Genomic DNA, 17,278 nt, shown 5'->3' with positions numbered 1-17,278 from the left:
TCATAACACGATCTGAATAATTGAATCTAATTATTTAAAGTTTTTTAAAGTGCATATTCTACGGAAGCTTCTTTAGCAGCTGCCACCATTGCTATCAAAGCTTTTTCTGTTTCTTCCCAGTGTCTTGTTTTCAGCCCGCAGTCAGGATTTACCCAAAGTTGATTGGCAGGAATTACGTTTTGTGCTTTTCTCAATAATTCAATCATTTCTTCTTTTGACGGAACTCTTGGTGAGTGAATGTCGTATACTCCGGGACCAATTTCGTTTGGATATCTGAAGTCTGCAAAAGCATTCAGCAGCTCCATCTGAGAACGGGAACATTCTATGGTAATCACATCAGCATCCATATCAGCAATGTTTTCAATAATATCATTGAATTCCGAATAACACATGTGGGTATGAATCTGAGTGGCATCTTCTACTCCGCTTGCAGAGATTCTGAAAGCTTCTACAGCCCATTTCAGGTAATTCTGCCAGTCGGTTTTTCGTAATGGAAGTCCTTCTCTTATCGCGGGCTCATCAATCTGAATAATTCTGATTCCCGCTTTTTCAAGATCTACAACCTCATCACGGATGGCCAGAGCAATCTGTTTACATGTTTCTGAACGAGGCTGATCATCACGTACAAAAGACCATTGTAAAATGGTAACGGGACCTGTCAGCATTCCTTTTACCCATTTTTCAGTCTGGGACTGAGCATATTGAGACCAATATACCGTCATCGGCGTGGGGCGGGAAACATCACCAAAGATCACAGGAGGCTTTACACAACGGCTTCCGTAGCTTTGTACCCAGCCATTTTTCGTAAATACAAAACCTTCCAGCTGTTCTCCGAAATATTCCACCATATCGTTACGCTCAAATTCCCCGTGAACCAATACATCTATCCCTATTTCTTCCTGCCAGTTGATGGTTCTCTGGGTTTCTTCTTTCAATAAAGTATCATACTGCTCTGCCGTAAGCTCTCCTTTCTTGAATTTTGCTCTCCAGCTTCTTACCTCCGTAGTCTGTGGGAATGATCCGATGGTTGTTGTTGGAAATAAAGGAAGCTGCAGTACTTTCTGCTGTTCTTCTTTACGGATTTTGAAGGTATTGATCCTTTGTGCATCTTTTTCAGTAACAGCATTCGCTCTTTGCTTCACCTCATCATTATGGATAAGCGAAGATGTTCTTCTGCTTGCAATTGCTTTTTTATTTTCTTCAAAAGAGGCAAGAATCTTTTCATTTTCTGTTCCGGATGCCAGTTCTTTAAGCGTTACCACTTCTACCACTTTCTGTTTAGCAAAAGCCAGCCAATTTTTAATTTCCGGATTAAGAGTGGTTTCAAAATCCAGATCACATGGTGAATGAAGTAATGAAGAGGAAGGAGCAATTAAAACCCTTTCAGACACCAATTTCTCAACTGCTTTTCTGATGAAAGACAAAGATTTTTCATAATCATTTTTCCAGATATTTCTTCCGTCAACTACTCCTAATGAAAGGCTTAAGCTTTCAGGAATACTTTTAAGGATTTCATCTAATTGCTCAGGATTTCTTACCAGATCTACATGCAATACATTCACGGGAAGTGATACAGCAAGTGATCCGTTATCATTTAATCCTTCAAAATAAGTAGCCACAATCAATTTCAGTTTCGGGAAGCGTTTTCTTATTTCAGCGTAAACAAAATGATAGGTATCTTTTGCTTTCTCCGTTAAATCCAATGCTAAGAAAGGTTCATCAAACTGAATCCATTCTGCGCCCTGCTCCTGAAGTTTGGTTAAAATCTCTGTGTATACCGGAAGAAGATTGGCAGTCAGATCCAGTTTATCAAATCCTTCTTCTTTTTCTTTTCCTAATAACAGATAAGAAACCAGCCCGATGATTACCGGTTTTGCATTGATTCCTGCCTGTTTTGCTCCTGCAAATTCATTGAAAATTTTATCTGAACTCAGTTTAAACTGCTGATTTTTATAAAACTCGGGAACGATATAGTGATAATTGGTATCAAACCATTTTGTCATTTCCATCGCAGTGATATCCAGTCCATCTTTCTGGTATCCTCTTGCCATGGCGAAGTAAAGATCCAGCTCAGAGTTGTTCTTTTTAAGCACTACTTCATGATAACGTGTAGGAATTGCTCCTACCACAAGGCTCATATCCAATACCTGATCATAGTATGAAAAGTCATTGCACGGAATAAGGTCTATTCCTGCTTCTTTCTGAATGTTCCAGTTTTGGTTACAGATCGTTCTGCCTGTATTCAGAAGTTCTTCCAAAAGGATTTTACCTGACCAATATTGCTCGCAGGCTTTTTTGAGTTCTCTTTTGCTACCAATACGCGGATAGCCCAGAATGTGAGTTTGCATTTTTAAACTTTTTAATTAAACTTAATATCAAGTCTTTTTAAAATGCTTCGTAATGTTTTAACGGATAAAAAATTTCATGGCTCATGATATAACCAACAACACAATTTCCCTTACAGAGAAAATGTATTCATTCGATATATCATCTGTATGACCCAAAAGCTTCAGACCGCGAAAGCATTGTCAATTCAGTAAAGGCAGGTCTCCTGACTTGTAACAGTTTCCGTCATCCTTCCCGCTTTTGACAGTGGATATCCAAGGACAGAAACCTTTGTATGTTACTTACAGTTGCGCGACAGCTCGTGATTCTCACACGATTCCCTATTAATCTACGTTAAGTAAAACCTTTCCTGTTTGATGAAGTATCTCTAAAGAACTGTACTTTTACTCATAACATGGTCATCAGTAAAAGTTTTTAATTTTGTGTAAAATTACTAATACAGAACAAAAACACAATCAAACCCAATTAATTAAGCAAAATAAGCTTTTAAAAACACCAATAAAAGCATATAATTCTTTACATTTGACTGTTTTTATAATCTAAAAGAATAATATTCTGTGGAACAACTCGATGATAAGGATGTACAGCTGCTGAGGCTGCTCCAGAAAAATGCAAAACTGACCGTTAAAGAGCTTGCAAAGGAAGTGAATCTTTCTACTTCGCCGGTTTTTGAAAGGGTAAAAAGATTGGAACAGGAAGGATTTGTGAAAAGATATGCAGCTGTTCTTGATGCTGAAAAGCTCAACCGTGGGTTTACAGTTTTCTGCCAGATCAAGCTGAAAATTCACGACAGATCTGTAGGGTATGATTTTGTAAAAGAAATTTTAGAAATTGAAGAAGTAGCTGAATGCTATAATATTTCCGGAGATTTTGATTTTCTTCTGAAAGTTCAGGTACTGGATATGAAACATTATCAGGATTTTGTATTTAACAAACTGGGATCTGTAGATTCTATCGGGAGTACCCACAGTACATTTGTCATGGCTGAGGTGAAAAACAATCATGGGCTGACCATTTAAGTAATGGAAAAACAGAGAATTGAAAATGGAAGATGATGCTTAAGTTAAACCATATTATTTTCAATTCTCTATCTTCCAATCCATTAGTTTCCTTTAAAGTCTGGATTTCTTTTTTCTATGAATGCTCCGATGCCTTCATTGTGATCTTCTGTTGTGAACAATTCTCCGAATAAAACGGCTTCCTGTTTCAATCCGTCTGTGATATGAAGTTCAAATCCTGTATTTAAAGACTGTTTCGCTTTTGCCACAGCTACAGGACCTCTTGCAGCAATTTTTTCTGCCAGTTTTTGGGCTTCGTTCAGTAATTCTTCGGGAGCGAAAACATGGTTGACAAAACCAAAATCTTTACAGGCTTCCGCGGAATAAAATTCTCCGGAGAAAACCATTTCTCTTGCTTTGTATAATCCAATAGCTCTTGGCAAACGCTGGGTTCCGCCAAAACAAGGCAATAATCCCAATGTCACCTCAGGGAGACCAAATTTTGCTTTCCCACTGGCCAGAATAATATCACATGATAATGCAAGTTCACAGCCTCCTCCCAACGCAAAGCCATTTACAGCGGCTATCACCGCAAAAGAAAGTTCTTCAATAGCGTTAAAAGCGGTCTGTGCAGCAATTGAAAATGCCTCTGCTTCTGCGGGAGTCATCTGCTGCATTGCTTTAATATCAGCCCCTGCAACAAAAGCTTTTTCTCCGGAACCGGTAATAATTAATACCCTGATATTTCGATCTGATTTTATCTGGTCAGCAAATGATTTCAGTTCCTGTAAAACCTGTTCATTCAATGAATTTAAAGCCTGCGGACGGTTAATTGTTAATGTTCCAATATGTCCGTTCTGTTGATATAGTAATGTTTCAAAAGTCATTTTTAAAGGTCTCTGTTTAGAAATTGAATAATGCTTGAAAAGTCTGTTTTTCCGTTTCCGGATTCGCTCCACATTCTGTATAAATTCAATGCGGTATTGCCCAGAGGTGTGGATGTTTTGGTTTCCAGACCTGCTTTTGCGGCCAGCCCAAGATCTTTTGTCATCAGATCTACAGCAAAACCACCGGAATAATTACGGGAAGCCGGAGCATTTTCCATCACTCCCGGATAAGGGTTATACACGTCCAGCGACCAGTTTTTCCCGGAGCTCTTCTGCATAATCTCACTTAAAATCTGAGGATTAAGACCATGTTTCACCCCCAGATTGATGGCTTCTGAAGTTCCGATCATATGAATGGCCAGCAGCATATTATTACAGATCTTGGCAACCTGTCCTGCCCCGGATTCTCCGGCATGAAATATATTCTGCCCCATACACTTCAGTATCGGCCTGGCTTTTTCGTAGTCTTCCTGTTTACCGCCTACAATAAAGGTGAGTGTACCCGCCTGAGCACCAGAAGTTCCCCCGGAAACAGGGGCATCTATCATTTTGCAGCCTTTTGAAACAGCTAGTTCAGCCACTGTACGGGCCGTAACCGCATCAATGGTACTGCTGTCAATCAATAATGTATTTGGTTTCAGGCTGCTTATAAACTCTTCTGAATAGAGTTCAGCAACGTGTTTTCCTGAAGGCAGCATTGAGATCACCACATCTGCGTTCTTAGAAGCTGCTACAGCAGATTCGGCAGCCTGGCCTCCCTCTGATACCAATATTTTCAACGCTTCTTCCGAAAGGTCAAAGCCCACCACGTTATGACCTTTTTTGATCAGGTTGACGGCCATAGGTCCGCCCATATTTCCTAATCCTATGAATGCTATATTTGACATAATTTTTAAGTTTAAAGTTGAGCGTTCAAAGCGTAATACTTAAATCTCTATTCTCAATTTTTCATTTTCAATTTTCAGTTCTTTAAAATAGGAATCGATCCATTCTTCTGTAATATCTTCCCATGTTGCAGGATGCCATTTCGGAGACATATCTTTGTCTACTAATAATGCTCTCACTCCTTCTGCGAAATCAGGGTGAATGCAGCATTGACAGGATAGATTCAGTTCAGATTGAAAAACCTCCTCAAGACTTAAATCTTTACCTTGTTTCAGTTGTCTGAAAATAATATGTGCCGAACTTGGAGATCCGGATTCAAAGCTTTTTATACCGTTATTGATCCATTCATCTTTATCATTATGGCTGATTAATATTTTTCTGAAATCCTCCAGAGAATCTACACCTTCAAACTGTCTGATAAAAGGCTCATGTAATGCTGCCTGAGACTGAGGAATAATGACCTCTTTTGAAATATTTTCCAGGATATTGGAAACAGTTTTATGAGATGCTCCGTTCCAATCTGCCTGCAGAAGGGCATTCAGAATAGTTTCTTTTGAAGAGAATTCTATATAATAATCTGCCAGTCCTAAGAATTTACAATCTGCACCATCCAATCTTGCGCCTGTTAATCCTAAATAAACGCCATAAGCGGAAGGCATTTTATTCAAAAACCAGGTTCCTCCTACATCAGGGTATAGGCCAATTGTAACTTCAGGCATTGCCAGCTTACTTTTTTCGGTAACAATTCGGTGTGAAGCACCCACCATTAAACCAATTCCGCCACCCATGACGATTCCGTGTCCCCAGACGATGACAGGTTTTGGGTAGGTATGGATGGTATAATCTACTTCGTATTCTTTTGAGAAGAAGTCGAAACAATCCTGCGGAACTTTTGTGTCATCTATTGTACGCTGTGCAATAATGGCATCATGTAATTTTCTTACATCACCACCAGCACATAATGCTTTTTCACCAGCTCCCTGAAGGAATATACAGGTTACTTCATCAGAGGTTTTCCAGTCTTCCAAAACGGCTTTAAGTTCTTCTATCATTTCCAATGATAGCGAATTGAGCGTTTTCTCTGAATTCAGGGTAATAATTCCGACCTTATTTTTTATTTCTGTTATAATTACACTCATGGTATTTAATTAAAAATTGAGAGTTGAAAATTGAAATTTATTATTTAAAAGTTATCTAAACTTTATACAACCACAAAAGTCACAAAAGTTTTTATTTTAAAATACTTTAATTCCCTTAAGTAAGTTTAAAATGATGCCGCAGAAAAGCTCACATAAGATGAAAATCAAAGATTCTACAGTAATGAAAATCTGTTATCATCTTATTTGTAAAGTAGCTCCTTCTTCAAGGATCTTTCTTGAAATAACGAGTTTCATAATTTCATTGGTTCCTTCTACGACCTGATGTACTCTGGCATCACGCATCAGCCTTTCTACCGGAAAATCCTGTGTACAGCCATAACCGCCTAAGATCTGAAGAGCATCATTGCATATATTGAAACTCATATCTGTAGCCAGTCTTTTGGCCATTGCACAATAAGTAGTGGCATTGGGATCTTTGGAATCAAGCTTAAATGCTGCCAGCTGTACCATTTGACGGGCTGCAACCAATTCTGTCGCCATATCTGCAATTTTAAACTGAAGAGATTGAAACTGGGCCAATGATTTCCCGAACTGCCGCCGCTCATGCATATAACGCTGAGCCTGATTAATTGCTCCCTGTGCTGCTCCTACGGAACAGGTTCCGATGTTGATACGGCCTCCGTCCAATCCTTTCAGAGCTATTTTAAATCCTTCCCCTAATGTACCTAAAAGATATTTTTCATCTACCTCTACATGATCCAAAAACACAAAACGGGTCGGCTGCGTATTCCACCCCAGTTTTTTTTCTTTTTCTCCGAAACTGATTCCCGGAGTATCGGCATGTACTACAAAAGCACTGATTCCTTTGGTACCAGATTCACCTGTACGGGCCATGACAATTAATATATCGCTTTCACCGGCGCCGGAGATAAATGCTTTGGTTCCGTTAATACGATATTTATTTCCTTTTTTTATGGCAGTTGTTTTCAAACCTGCTGCATCTGAGCCTGAACCGGGTTCGGTAAGACAGTAGGAACCTAAGAGTTTACCTGATGCAAGATCCGGACATAGTTCTTTTCTGATTTCATCGCTTCCAAATTCATCAATCATCCATGAAACCATATTGTGTATGGTAATATAGGCTGTGGTTGAAGGACACGCGGCTGCTAATTCTTCAAATATAATAGCAGCATCCAGCCGTGATAACCCCAGCCCTCCTCCTTCTTCACTGGTATATACTCCGCAGAAACCCAATTCTCCGGCTTTACCAATAGCCTCTCTGGGAAATTTCTTCTCAGCATCCCATTCTGAAGCATATGGAAACAGCTCTTTTTCAGCAAACTTTCTCGCAGCATCCTGAAATGCCAGCTGATCTTCATTTAGATTAAACTCCATAATATTGTATTGAAAATTTATTTGAATTGAGAATGAATAATTGAACGTAAAAGTGGATAACTGAGCATTACAATCATTTTCAATGATCTACTTTCTCTTATTTTAAGTTGATGGTCATATTTACACTTCCTCCCGGCACATCTTCTTCAAACCAACGGGCCGTAATGGTCTTAGTTTCGGTGTAGAAACGAACGCCTTGTTTTCCGTAAGAATGCAGATCGCCAAAGAATGATTTCCGCCATCCTGTAAAAGAGAAAAACGGCAGTGGAACAGGAATCGGAAGGTTAACGCCAATCTGCCCTACTTCAATTTCATGCTGGAATTTTCTTGCAGCAGCTCCTGAATTGGTAAAAATAGAAGTTCCGTTTCCGTATGGGTTTTCATTAATGATTCTGATCGCCTCATCTAAAGTTTCTGCCTTTAACAATAACAATGCAGGCCCGAAAATTTCTTCTTTGTAGATGTCCATATCCACAGAAACATTATTAAATAAGGTGGGCCCTACAAAATATCCGTTTTCATAACCTTCTACGGTACAGCCGCTTCCATCCAACAGAACTTCTGCTCCCTGATCATAGGCACTTTTGATTAACCTTAGCACTTTTTCTTTGGATTGCTGATTGATCAATGGACCAAATGCAGCAGATTCATCAGACCAAACTCCTGGTTTGATTGTACTTAAAGCAGTTTTAATATCTTCTACCCAGTTTTGTGCCTCTCCTACCAATACGGCAACACTGATCGCCATACAACGCTGGCCGGCAGCACCGCAGGAAGCTCCCACCAGATTATTGATCACCTGATTTTTATTGGCATCCGGCATAACCACCATGTGATTTTTTGCCCCGCCAAAAGCCTGAACTCTTTTCAGATTATCAGTTCCGGTGCGGTAAACATGTTCTGCAACCGGTACAGAGCCTACAAATGAAATAGCCCTGATGTCAGCATGATTCAAAATATGATTTACCTGATCTTTGCTACCATGAACAATATTTAAAACACCTTTAGGGAAACCAGCCTCCAAAAACAGCTCTCCCATTTTCATAGAGGTCATAGGAGTCTGCTCAGAAGGTTTCAAAATAAAGGTATTACCGCATGCTATTGCCATAGGAAACATCCACAAAGGAATCATGGCCGGGAAGTTAAAAGGAGTAATTCCTGCACAGACCCCAAGAGGCTGAATGTAACTGTAGGTGTCTACCCCTCTTGCTACATTTTCTACCGTTTCCCCCATCATCAGGGTCGGAATATTACAGGCATGTTCTACGACTTCTATACCTCGCCACACATCTCCCATAGCATCTGCGAAAGTTTTTCCGTTTTCCTTAGAGAGAATTTCTGCAATTTCTTTTTGATGTTCTTTTAAAAGATGCTGGTATTTCAGGAATAGTCTTGCTCTTTCCGGAGTGGCAACTTCTTTCCATATTTTGAAGGCTTCCGCAGCGGCTTCAATAGCTTCATCTATTTCAGATAGTTCCGTGAGAGGAACTTCTGCCAGGATCTCCTGGGAAGCAGGATTTTCTACAGGAAGATAGTTTTTCGTTGTACTTTCTGTAAAATTTCCATTGATTAATATTTTTATTTTTTGTGACATAGTTTTTAATTAAAAATTGAGAATGGAGAATTGATTATTTTTCAAAAAACATCGACTATTTATTAAAAAAGTTTTGCAGTTCAATTCTCCATTTTCTTATTGATTTTAAATGACTAGAAGATCTACAAATTCATTGACGTTAAGATTCACTAAGGTTTCATATTCCAATGAATTTTCAAGAATTGTTCTTTGTTGTTTTTCCGGGAAAATACGGGCAAGATTAACTTTATATTTCTTGATCAGTTCAGGAATACCTTCGCCCCTTCTGCGTTTGTGGCCAATAGGATATTCTACCACTATTTCGTCTAAAACAGTTCCGTCATTAAGTTCTACCGTCATCGCATTTGCAATGGAGCGTTTTTCCGGATCGTGATAATCTGTAGTAAACTGAACATCTTCCACACATTCAATTTTATCACGAAGTACATCAATTCTTGGGTCGGAAGCGATGTTATCTTCATAATCAGCAGCTGTCAATCTTCCGTGAATCAATGGTACGGCCACCATATATTGGATGCAGTGGTCGCGGTCAGCAGGATTATTTAACGGTCCTTTTTTATCGATAATTCTAATCGCTGCTTCGTGAGTACGGATGGTAATTTTTTTGATATCATCTGTTGTTTTCCCAAGGCCTCTTAAAGTTGTGTGTAATGTCATTGCAGCTTCTACTGCAGTCTGCGAGTGAAATTCTGCAGGGAAGGAAATTTTAAAGAGTACATTTTCCATTACGTAAGAACTGTATTCTCTCTGGAATTTGAATTCATTTCCTTTGAAAGAAACATCATAGAATCCCCATGTTTTTGCCGTCAATACAGATGGATAGCCCATTTCTCCTGTTTTTGCAATCAGGGCAAGACGTACAGCTCTTGATGTAGCATCTCCTGCAGCCCATGATTTACGGGAACCTGTATTGGGAGCGTGGCGGTATGTTCTTAAAGACTGTCCGTCCACAAAAGCCAGTGACACGGCATTGATAATTTCATCACGGTTTAACCCGATCAGCTTTCCTACTACTGCTGTGGAAGCCAGCTTTACCAATAAAACGTGGTCAAGCCCTACTTTGTTGAAAGAGTTTTCCAATGCCATTACACCCTGAATTTCATGAGCCATGATCATTGCTTCCAGTACCTGCTTCATTTTTAAAGGTGCTTTTCCTTCTGCAATATTGGTTCTGGATAGCCAGTCTGCAGTCGCTAAAATTCCTCCAAGGTTATCAGAAGGATGTCCCCATTCTGCCGCCAGCCATGTATCATTGAAATCCAGCCAACGAATAATCGCTCCGATATTGAAAGCTGCCTGAATCGGGTCCAGCTGAAATTGGGTACCCGGTACTTTTGCTCCGTTAGGAACCACCGTACCCTTTACCACAGGTCCTAAAAGTTTTGTACATGCGGGGTAAGTCAATGCTTCCAGACCACAGCCAATCGTATCCAGAAGACAGTAATGAGCGGTCTTCCATGCTAAGTCATTTTTAATTTCGTAGTTTAAGACATAGTCTGCAATGTCTGTTAATACCTGATCGGGTTGTGGTCTTTCGTTTGAGATGTGTGAACTCATTTTTTATTGTTGAAAAATTTTAATTAATTAAAAGTTAAGAGCGGAAAATTGAAAATGAACTATTGATATTTCCATTATTTCCTGTCGTTGATGGACACAAATTCTTTGTTTTCGGGTCCTGTATAGTTGGCACTTGGGCGGATAATCTTCCCATCCTGTCTCTGTTCTATAATGTGGGCACTCCAGCCTGTAACTCTTGAAATGACAAATAACGGAGTAAACATCAGGGTAGGAACTCCCATCAAGTGATAAGAAACAGCGGAGAACCAATCCAGATTCGGGAACATTTTCTTTTCTTCCCACATTACAGTTTCAAGCTTTTCAGCAATAGTATACAGCAGCATATCTCCTGCTTCCTCGGAAAGTTCTTTAGCTACCTTTTTGATCACGACATTTCTTGGGTCTGAAATGGTATACACTGGGTGTCCAAATCCGATAATCACTTCTTTGTTCGCAATACGCTGGCGAATGTCACTTTCTGCTTCATCCGGAGAATGATAACGGCTTTGGATTTCAAAAGCTACTTCATTAGCTCCACCATGTTTAGGCCCTCTCAAAGCACCAATGGCTCCTGTAATGGCAGAATAAATATCAGATCCTGTACCGGCAATCACACGGCTGGTGAATGTTGACGCATTAAATTCATGTTCTGCATACAGGTTCAACGAGATTTCCATTGCTTTTACCCAGGAATCTGAAGGTTTCTTTCCGTGTAACAGGTGAAGAAAATGCCCTCCTATTGTATCATCATCGGTTTCTACATCAATTTCTTTTCCATTATGGGTATAGTGGTACCAATATAACAGACCTGAGCTGAAAGATGCGAGTAATTTGTCTGCAATATCTCTTGCTCCCGCCATATTATGATCGTCTTTTTCCGGCTGAATACTTCCGACAGCGGAAACCATAGAACGCATAACATCCATTGGGTGGGCTGCTGCAGGAATACTCTTAAGGATATTTCTCACAGAATGAGGCAGTCCTCTCAGAGATTTTAATTTGGCTTTATAGTTTTTCAACTGTGCTCCAGTAGGCAGCTGGCCATAGATCAACAGGTAGGCTACTTCTTCAAATTGCGTTTTTTCTGCCAGATCCAGAATATCATATCCTCTGTAATGGAGATCGTTTCCACTTTTTCCGACACTGCAAAGCGCAGTATTACCTGCTGCTACCCCTGAAAGCGCAACGCTTTTTTTAGGTTTAAATGTGGGTTCACTGTTCGTTGACATTATCAATTATTTTGTTTAAAAAGGTTGTCTAATTTTTGTTCATAGTCGTAGTATCCAATGCTTTGATAGAGTTCTTCTCTGGTTTGCATGGTATCTAATACATTGACCTGTGTTCCGTCTTTGCGAAGGTGTTCGTATACATTTTGAGCCGCTTTATTGGCGGCACGGAAAGCCGAAAGCGGATAAAGAACCAGTCCTACGCCTGCATTTTTTAATTCTTCCACTGTGTACATTCTGATCATCCCGAATTCTGTAATATTAGCCAGTACGGGAACTCCTGTAGCTTCAACAAACTTTTGGTAAAAGCTTAAGTCAGGAACGGCTTCTGCAAAGATGAAATCTGCTCCGGCTTCTTTGTAAGCAACTGCTCTTTCCAATGTTTTTTCCAATCCTTCATTAGCAAATGCATCGGTACGGGCACCTATTACAAAATTCTCATCGGTACGGGCATCTGCAGCAGCTTTCAGCCTGTCTACCATTTCTTCTTTGGTTACAACTTCCTTTCCCGGGCGGTGTCCACAACGTTTTGCACCTACCTGATCTTCAATATGCAAAGCAGCAGCTCCGGCTTTAATCAGTGACTTGACGGTTCTTGCCACATTGAATGCTGAAGGCCCAAATCCGGTATCAACATCTACCATCAATGGTACATCGCAAACATTCGTGATACGCTGAACATCAATCAATACATCTTCCAGCGTAGTAATTCCTAAATCCGGAATACCCAGAGAGCCTGCAGCAACACCGCCTCCTGAAAGATAAATTGCATTGAACCCAGCCTGCTGTGCTAGCAGCGCGTGATTGGCATTAATGGTACCAACAATCTGAAGGGGACTTTCTTTTCGCATGGCCTCCCGAAATTTCATACCGGGAGACTTCAAACTTTCACTTGTAGTCATTATAATATTTATTGTTTAGTTGAATTTTGTTTACAGAAGACCATGAATAGACGCAATAATAGCCACCATTCCATGATGTGGTAAAAAGGAAATCAAAAGGAAGCAGAACTGTTTTATTCGTTTTTTGTAATCCGGAATTATGCACCATTACCTCCCTGCAAACCTGTTTATTTCCAAGTCTGCTGCTCCTGCATGAATAACCGAAATCGAATGGGTACATTTTTTAACTTTTTATATTGATTAAATCCTCATAAAAAGTTCCTGATAAACTTCACAATGCCTGTGGAAAAGAAAAATATGGAAAAGGAAAATACGATGAATACACGATAATGAAAGAGCATACTGCCCCACTACTTACCTGCATCACAAAATAACACGAGCTGACAAAATATATTGATCCCACTGTTATCCATATCGTATCATACCTGACTATAAGCTTCATACCGCGAAAGCATCGTCAATTCGAAATAGGCAGGTCTCCTGACTTGTAACAGTTTTTATCGTCCTTCCCATATAACGAGGCATACAGTGGACCTTTTTTGATAAAAACCTTGATGTTACTTACAGTTGCGCGACAGTTCGTGATTTGCACACGATTCCCTTTTAAGACACAGCTAAGTGTAACCAGTTTCGGTTGATAAAGAAGATGTTAAGAACTCCTTGGTGGTAAATATAGGTATTTTATAAAAACGTGAAAGATATTTTATGCAAACAATAATTATTTAACCATAACCCACTGATTTTGTTATTATTAAAAATACATTTTTTATTCAACAGACATTGTAATTTAGATGATTCCGTTCGTTTTTCGTTACTAAATTCTTAAGATATATAATGAAAAAATGAAACAACTTTAAAGAAATAACTTCCTCGTTGTCATTTTTCACCCTGGAATTGAAGTGTTTTTTTGAACTGTTTTTTTTAAGAATTGTGAATGTTTATCTTTTCATATTAAATGATCTTTTTTATATCATTTTTAGTAAGAAACTTGAATCTTTATTCTACAATCCATTTTCTAAAAGCAGCTGTGTTGCTTTGTAAGCAGAGATTTTTTTCTCCTTATTATTTAGAATGAATGGATAAAAAAAATCCGCCAAAAAATGACGGATTTTATAGTATTTGAAAGCTGTTGAAATTAATTGGCAGCCGGATCAACCAGTTCTGTGGTAAGTGCTAAAGATTTTAGCAGATTTTTATTGTTAAAAAACAAGGTTGCATAATGTTTTCCTTTCTTAAAAATCAGTTTTGAACCTCCTGGAAATTCACTGTCAGAACCTAGCTTCTGTGTTTTAGCACTGTACTTACTGAACTTCGTTTTGCTGTCCTGCAGCGAACTTTTATTCATGATAAGCCCAAATGGAAGCCCTTCTACCACTACGGGTTTATTGTCTGAAATGGTAAAGAACATCTCATTAACAGCATTACTTTTTCCCAGGCTGCAATACAGTTCCAATCCTGTTTTTGTAGGCCATTTCACATATTTTTCTTCATTGGCATCTTCATAAAACACAGGTTTCATGTTCAATGCTTTTGAGATCTTATCGGGAGTCTGTGGAAAAATAAATTCTGAATTTTTATCTAATAGAGAGTTTAGAACAGCTGTTTTCTGTGAAAATGCTGTGATACTTATCAGTTGAAAAAAGATAATTAAGATGAAAGTTAATGGTTTCGTCTTCATGGATTATTTAGAATTTTAATGATTTGAAAGTTAAAGGTATTAAAATTTACTCTATCCGGTTACTACAAAACAATAATAATATGATCTCTTCTTCTTAATTTTTACAGAGCTTCCTTTTCTCTTTTAATATTCCATAGGTGTAATTCTTTATTGCAACAACTTTTACATATGATTCTGATAGCAAATGAAAGCTAACTATTCTTAATTTATTCTGTAAAAATCAGGTTTTAATGATCCGATTTAAAAGTTCACATTTTCATAGACCACTTTTCCCAAAAAGCCAAAATTAACCAGCAAATAACAAAATTCGATAAGTTTTGACAGTTATCGACAGCTACGATAACCCCTGTATTTATGCAATATTAATAATTTTGCATACGATTTGAAATGATATAGTTCACTTCAAATATTTTTAGAAAAACACAAATTTAATACTAAAGGATGATTCACGATATCAAGAATATTCATATGGGCGACCTCATCACCCAAAGAATAAAGGAATTTGAAATAGATCAAATACGAATCTGTAAATTTTTGAAATGTACAGATGAAGAATTAACTCAAATATTATCCCAAAAATCTATAGAAAGCGATCTTATTTTACGGTTCAGTATTTTACTTGAATATGATTTTTTTAGAGTTTATTCACATTATCTTATACTCTATGCACCTCCTGCTAATGTAAATACAAGCAATACAACTATCCAATCTTCACTCCCTCAGTTCAGAAAAAAACTGTATACCCAAGAAATTATTTCTTTCATTCTGGATCTTATTGATACAGGGAAAAAGAGTAAGCAGGAGGTCATGAATGAATATAAGATTCCCAAGACTACCTTATACAAATGGATGGGTAAATACAAAAACGGATTCAATTAGTAACACTTTACATTCGTAATTTCCAGTTCTCATAACTGCATTCAATTAAAGGTGAAAAAACAATTTTACCATATGCTCTATGAAAATAGACAGCTCAAAAAGTGTTATTAAATTTCATAAATAATTATCTATATCAATATAGATATAAAACTTAATTATTACATATTATGATAATTCAATAAACCACAGCAAATAAATAAGTAACTTTAAAAAGTAAACTAAATGAATCAATTTATGTTTATTAATGGGATTTTATTCAACGTATAAAAATTTTTATTTGTGAAAATTAAATTTTTACTGATAATTTTAGTTGTCTTTTATAATTTTTGTTATTCACAGGATAATATTAAACAACAAAAAAGAATCGATAGTATGATTATTGTTGTCCAGGATAAGGGCATATATGCCAATAAAGGCAGCAAAGAAATCTTAAGAATCTGTACTGAAATATATTACCAATCTAAAGAGATTGACTACTCCAACGGAATGATTCAGGCAGATATGAAAATGTCGGAAGTTTACCTGAATGAACAAAATTATAAAGCTGCTCTTGAGAAGATTCTGCAAGGCAAAAGTCTTGCAAAGGAAGAATATAATTATTACCTATTGTCTCTTTTCTTTATACAGGAAGCTGTTGTTTATTCTGAACTGGGATATGTTAAAAAATCTCAAAAAGCACTTAGCAGTTCTTTAGGACTTCTTAATAGAATACCTGAAAAAGAAAATTATTTAATAAAAGGGCTTGTTAACAGGACAAAGGCAAAAAATATTCAAATCTCTGCAAACAGTACGAAAGACTCAGCTTTGGTTTATTTATATCGTGGTCATCAGGAAATAGGAAAAATGGACAATAAAAGTCCTTATAAAAACTTTTTTCTTGGCCTTTTTGCAACAGATCTTGCCGAAGAATATTATCTGAGAAATAATTATTTAAAAGCAGAAATATTTCTCAATGAATTTAAGGAATTGATGTCTCAGGAAAATGATCAATCTGAATTTATCCGTTATTATATCCTTAAAGGAAATATAGAAAATAAAAAGAAAAACTATACGCAGGCACTGGAATACTTTGATAAAGCCTTAGAAATTAATCAAAAATATAAAATATACACGCTCGCATTAAAAGATATTTATTCGGGGAAAGCAGAGTCTTATTTAATGCTTAATGATTTCAAAAACCAGGCAGCATACAGTACAAAAGCAAAAAGAATCACAGACAGCATGGTAATAGCTGATCAGCAATTGCTGAACACGACAATAGATATCAATGAGAATGAGGATCCTTTTACGGATAATGAAAATAACAACTACTACCTTGCAGCAGGCATACTTATAGCATTGGCGGGATTAACATTTTATATTTTACGTCATAAAAATTCAAAAAAAGAACGTGTAGAAGAAAAACATCTGGAGCAAGCCCCTAAACCAATTATTGTCCCTGAAAATGAAAAGTCTGAAACGGAAGTTGAAGCCCTTAGGGAACTTGTTCAACTGGCTAAAAATGATGATAAATCCTTTTTACTCAGATTTTCTGAAGTTTTTCCGGCCTTCAATCAACAGCTTTTGAGTATAAATTCTCAGCTTACTCATTCAGACCTGGAATACTGTGCCTTAATCAAATTAAAATTTGACACTAAAGAGATCGCTCGTCATAAAAATCTTACTATAAATTCTGTAGTCAGTAAAAAATACAGGATCAGAAAAAAACTGAATATAGGCACTGATGAAAATATGTACACATGGATGTTGAATATCGGATAGTCATATTTAATTTAATCCTGCTTTATAATAAAAGTTTGGTGTTCTTATTTATATTTTACTTTTTAAACTT

At 37.5% G+C, this 17,278-nt stretch carries 14 protein-coding genes and 2 riboswitches; of the genes, 3 read left to right on the top strand and 11 right to left on the bottom strand.

Features of this window, described 5'->3' with window-relative positions:
- Positions 1-44: 44 nt before the first annotated feature.
- The gene (gene metE, locus AC57AW_RS11795) at positions 45-2,348 is read right to left on the bottom strand and encodes a 5-methyltetrahydropteroyltriglutamate--homocysteine S-methyltransferase (protein ID WP_496352036.1); all 2,304 of its coding nucleotides are present in this window, start codon (positions 2,346-2,348) and stop codon (positions 45-47) included.
- 176 nt (positions 2,349-2,524) lie between these two features.
- Positions 2,525-2,709: riboswitch (cobalamin riboswitch) on the bottom strand.
- 194 nt (positions 2,710-2,903) lie between these two features.
- Here metE and AC57AW_RS11790 point away from each other — a divergent pair.
- Entirely contained in the window at positions 2,904-3,365 is a 462-nt protein-coding gene (locus AC57AW_RS11790; protein WP_496352035.1) for an Lrp/AsnC family transcriptional regulator, read from the top strand.
- An 83-nt stretch (positions 3,366-3,448) separates the two neighbouring features.
- Here the strand turns inward: AC57AW_RS11790 and AC57AW_RS11785 are convergent, their stop codons facing one another.
- The 10 genes from AC57AW_RS11785 to AC57AW_RS11740 form a co-directional block, all read right to left on the bottom strand.
- Positions 3,449-4,231, bottom strand: coding sequence for an enoyl-CoA hydratase/isomerase family protein (locus AC57AW_RS11785; protein ID WP_496352034.1), 783 nt, complete (start codon positions 4,229-4,231; stop codon positions 3,449-3,451).
- A gap of 2 nt (positions 4,232-4,233) precedes the next feature.
- Complete coding sequence (gene mmsB / locus AC57AW_RS11780) at positions 4,234-5,118, bottom strand: 3-hydroxyisobutyrate dehydrogenase (RefSeq protein WP_496352033.1); 885 nt, start codon at positions 5,116-5,118, stop codon at positions 4,234-4,236.
- A gap of 39 nt (positions 5,119-5,157) precedes the next feature.
- Positions 5,158-6,255 (bottom strand): enoyl-CoA hydratase/isomerase family protein, encoded by a 1,098-nt coding sequence (locus AC57AW_RS11775; RefSeq protein ID WP_496352032.1) that lies wholly within the window; start codon positions 6,253-6,255, stop codon positions 5,158-5,160.
- Positions 6,256-6,450: 195 nt separating this feature from the next.
- Entirely contained in the window at positions 6,451-7,611 is a 1,161-nt protein-coding gene (locus AC57AW_RS11770) for an acyl-CoA dehydrogenase family protein (protein WP_496352031.1), read from the bottom strand.
- 97 nt (positions 7,612-7,708) lie between these two features.
- On the bottom strand, positions 7,709-9,205 hold the full coding sequence (locus tag AC57AW_RS11765; protein ID WP_496352030.1) for a CoA-acylating methylmalonate-semialdehyde dehydrogenase: 1,497 nt from the start codon (positions 9,203-9,205) through the stop codon (positions 7,709-7,711).
- Positions 9,206-9,310: 105 nt separating this feature from the next.
- The gene (locus AC57AW_RS11760; protein WP_496352029.1) at positions 9,311-10,762 is read right to left on the bottom strand and encodes a bifunctional 2-methylcitrate dehydratase/aconitate hydratase; all 1,452 of its coding nucleotides are present in this window, start codon (positions 10,760-10,762) and stop codon (positions 9,311-9,313) included.
- Positions 10,763-10,836: 74 nt separating this feature from the next.
- On the bottom strand, positions 10,837-11,991 hold the full coding sequence (gene prpC, locus AC57AW_RS11755) for a bifunctional 2-methylcitrate synthase/citrate synthase (protein ID WP_318846219.1): 1,155 nt from the start codon (positions 11,989-11,991) through the stop codon (positions 10,837-10,839).
- A gap of 2 nt (positions 11,992-11,993) precedes the next feature.
- Positions 11,994-12,890 (bottom strand): methylisocitrate lyase, encoded by an 897-nt coding sequence (gene prpB, locus AC57AW_RS11750; RefSeq protein ID WP_496352028.1) that lies wholly within the window; start codon positions 12,888-12,890, stop codon positions 11,994-11,996.
- Positions 12,877-13,110, bottom strand: coding sequence for a hypothetical protein (locus tag AC57AW_RS11745; RefSeq protein ID WP_496352027.1), 234 nt, complete (start codon positions 13,108-13,110; stop codon positions 12,877-12,879). Before AC57AW_RS11745 ends, prpB begins: the two co-directional genes overlap by 14 nt.
- Before the next feature lie 233 nt (positions 13,111-13,343).
- Positions 13,344-13,534, bottom strand: a riboswitch (cobalamin riboswitch).
- 491 nt (positions 13,535-14,025) lie between these two features.
- Entirely contained in the window at positions 14,026-14,568 is a 543-nt protein-coding gene (locus AC57AW_RS11740; protein ID WP_496352026.1) for a hypothetical protein, read from the bottom strand.
- A 441-nt stretch (positions 14,569-15,009) separates the two neighbouring features.
- On the opposite strand from AC57AW_RS11740, the gene AC57AW_RS11735 reads away from it, so the two are divergent.
- Both AC57AW_RS11735 and AC57AW_RS11730 read left to right on the top strand, forming a co-directional pair.
- Complete coding sequence (locus tag AC57AW_RS11735) at positions 15,010-15,447, top strand: transposase (protein ID WP_496352025.1); 438 nt, start codon at positions 15,010-15,012, stop codon at positions 15,445-15,447.
- 372 nt (positions 15,448-15,819) lie between these two features.
- Positions 15,820-17,208 carry a hypothetical protein gene (locus AC57AW_RS11730; protein ID WP_496352024.1) on the top strand — a complete coding sequence of 463 codons (1,389 nt, stop codon included), beginning with the start codon at positions 15,820-15,822 and terminating at the stop codon, positions 17,206-17,208.
- The last annotated feature ends 70 nt before the right edge of the window (positions 17,209-17,278 follow it).

Source organism: Chryseobacterium sp. BGA-UO-ETr-SB22, from assembly GCF_059567885.1.
Note: the sequence above shows the minus strand (reverse complement) of the source record. Positions and strands in the feature narration are given on the sequence as shown.

What these genes read in the sequence shown, in the direction of transcription:
- metE (WP_496352036.1), bottom strand. Translation starts at nt 2,348, where the DNA reads ATGCAAACTCACATTCTGGGCTATCCGCGTATTGGTAGCAAAAGAGAA.
- AC57AW_RS11785 (WP_496352034.1), bottom strand. Translation starts at nt 4,231, where the DNA reads ATGACTTTTGAAACATTACTATATCAACAGAACGGACATATTGGAACA.
- mmsB (WP_496352033.1), bottom strand. Translation starts at nt 5,118, where the DNA reads ATGTCAAATATAGCATTCATAGGATTAGGAAATATGGGCGGACCTATG.
- AC57AW_RS11775 (WP_496352032.1), bottom strand. Translation starts at nt 6,255, where the DNA reads ATGAGTGTAATTATAACAGAAATAAAAAATAAGGTCGGAATTATTACC.
- AC57AW_RS11770 (WP_496352031.1), bottom strand. Translation starts at nt 7,611, where the DNA reads ATGGAGTTTAATCTAAATGAAGATCAGCTGGCATTTCAGGATGCTGCG.
- AC57AW_RS11765 (WP_496352030.1), bottom strand. Translation starts at nt 9,205, where the DNA reads ATGTCACAAAAAATAAAAATATTAATCAATGGAAATTTTACAGAAAGT.
- AC57AW_RS11760 (WP_496352029.1), bottom strand. Translation starts at nt 10,762, where the DNA reads ATGAGTTCACACATCTCAAACGAAAGACCACAACCCGATCAGGTATTA.
- prpC (WP_318846219.1), bottom strand. Translation starts at nt 11,991, where the DNA reads ATGTCAACGAACAGTGAACCCACATTTAAACCTAAAAAAAGCGTTGCG.
- prpB (WP_496352028.1), bottom strand. Translation starts at nt 12,890, where the DNA reads ATGACTACAAGTGAAAGTTTGAAGTCTCCCGGTATGAAATTTCGGGAG.
- AC57AW_RS11745 (WP_496352027.1), bottom strand. Translation starts at nt 13,110, where the DNA reads ATGTACCCATTCGATTTCGGTTATTCATGCAGGAGCAGCAGACTTGGA.
- AC57AW_RS11740 (WP_496352026.1), bottom strand. Translation starts at nt 14,568, where the DNA reads ATGAAGACGAAACCATTAACTTTCATCTTAATTATCTTTTTTCAACTG.
- AC57AW_RS11735 (WP_496352025.1), top strand. Translation starts at nt 15,010, where the DNA reads ATGATTCACGATATCAAGAATATTCATATGGGCGACCTCATCACCCAA.
- AC57AW_RS11730 (WP_496352024.1), top strand. Translation starts at nt 15,820, where the DNA reads ATGATTATTGTTGTCCAGGATAAGGGCATATATGCCAATAAAGGCAGC.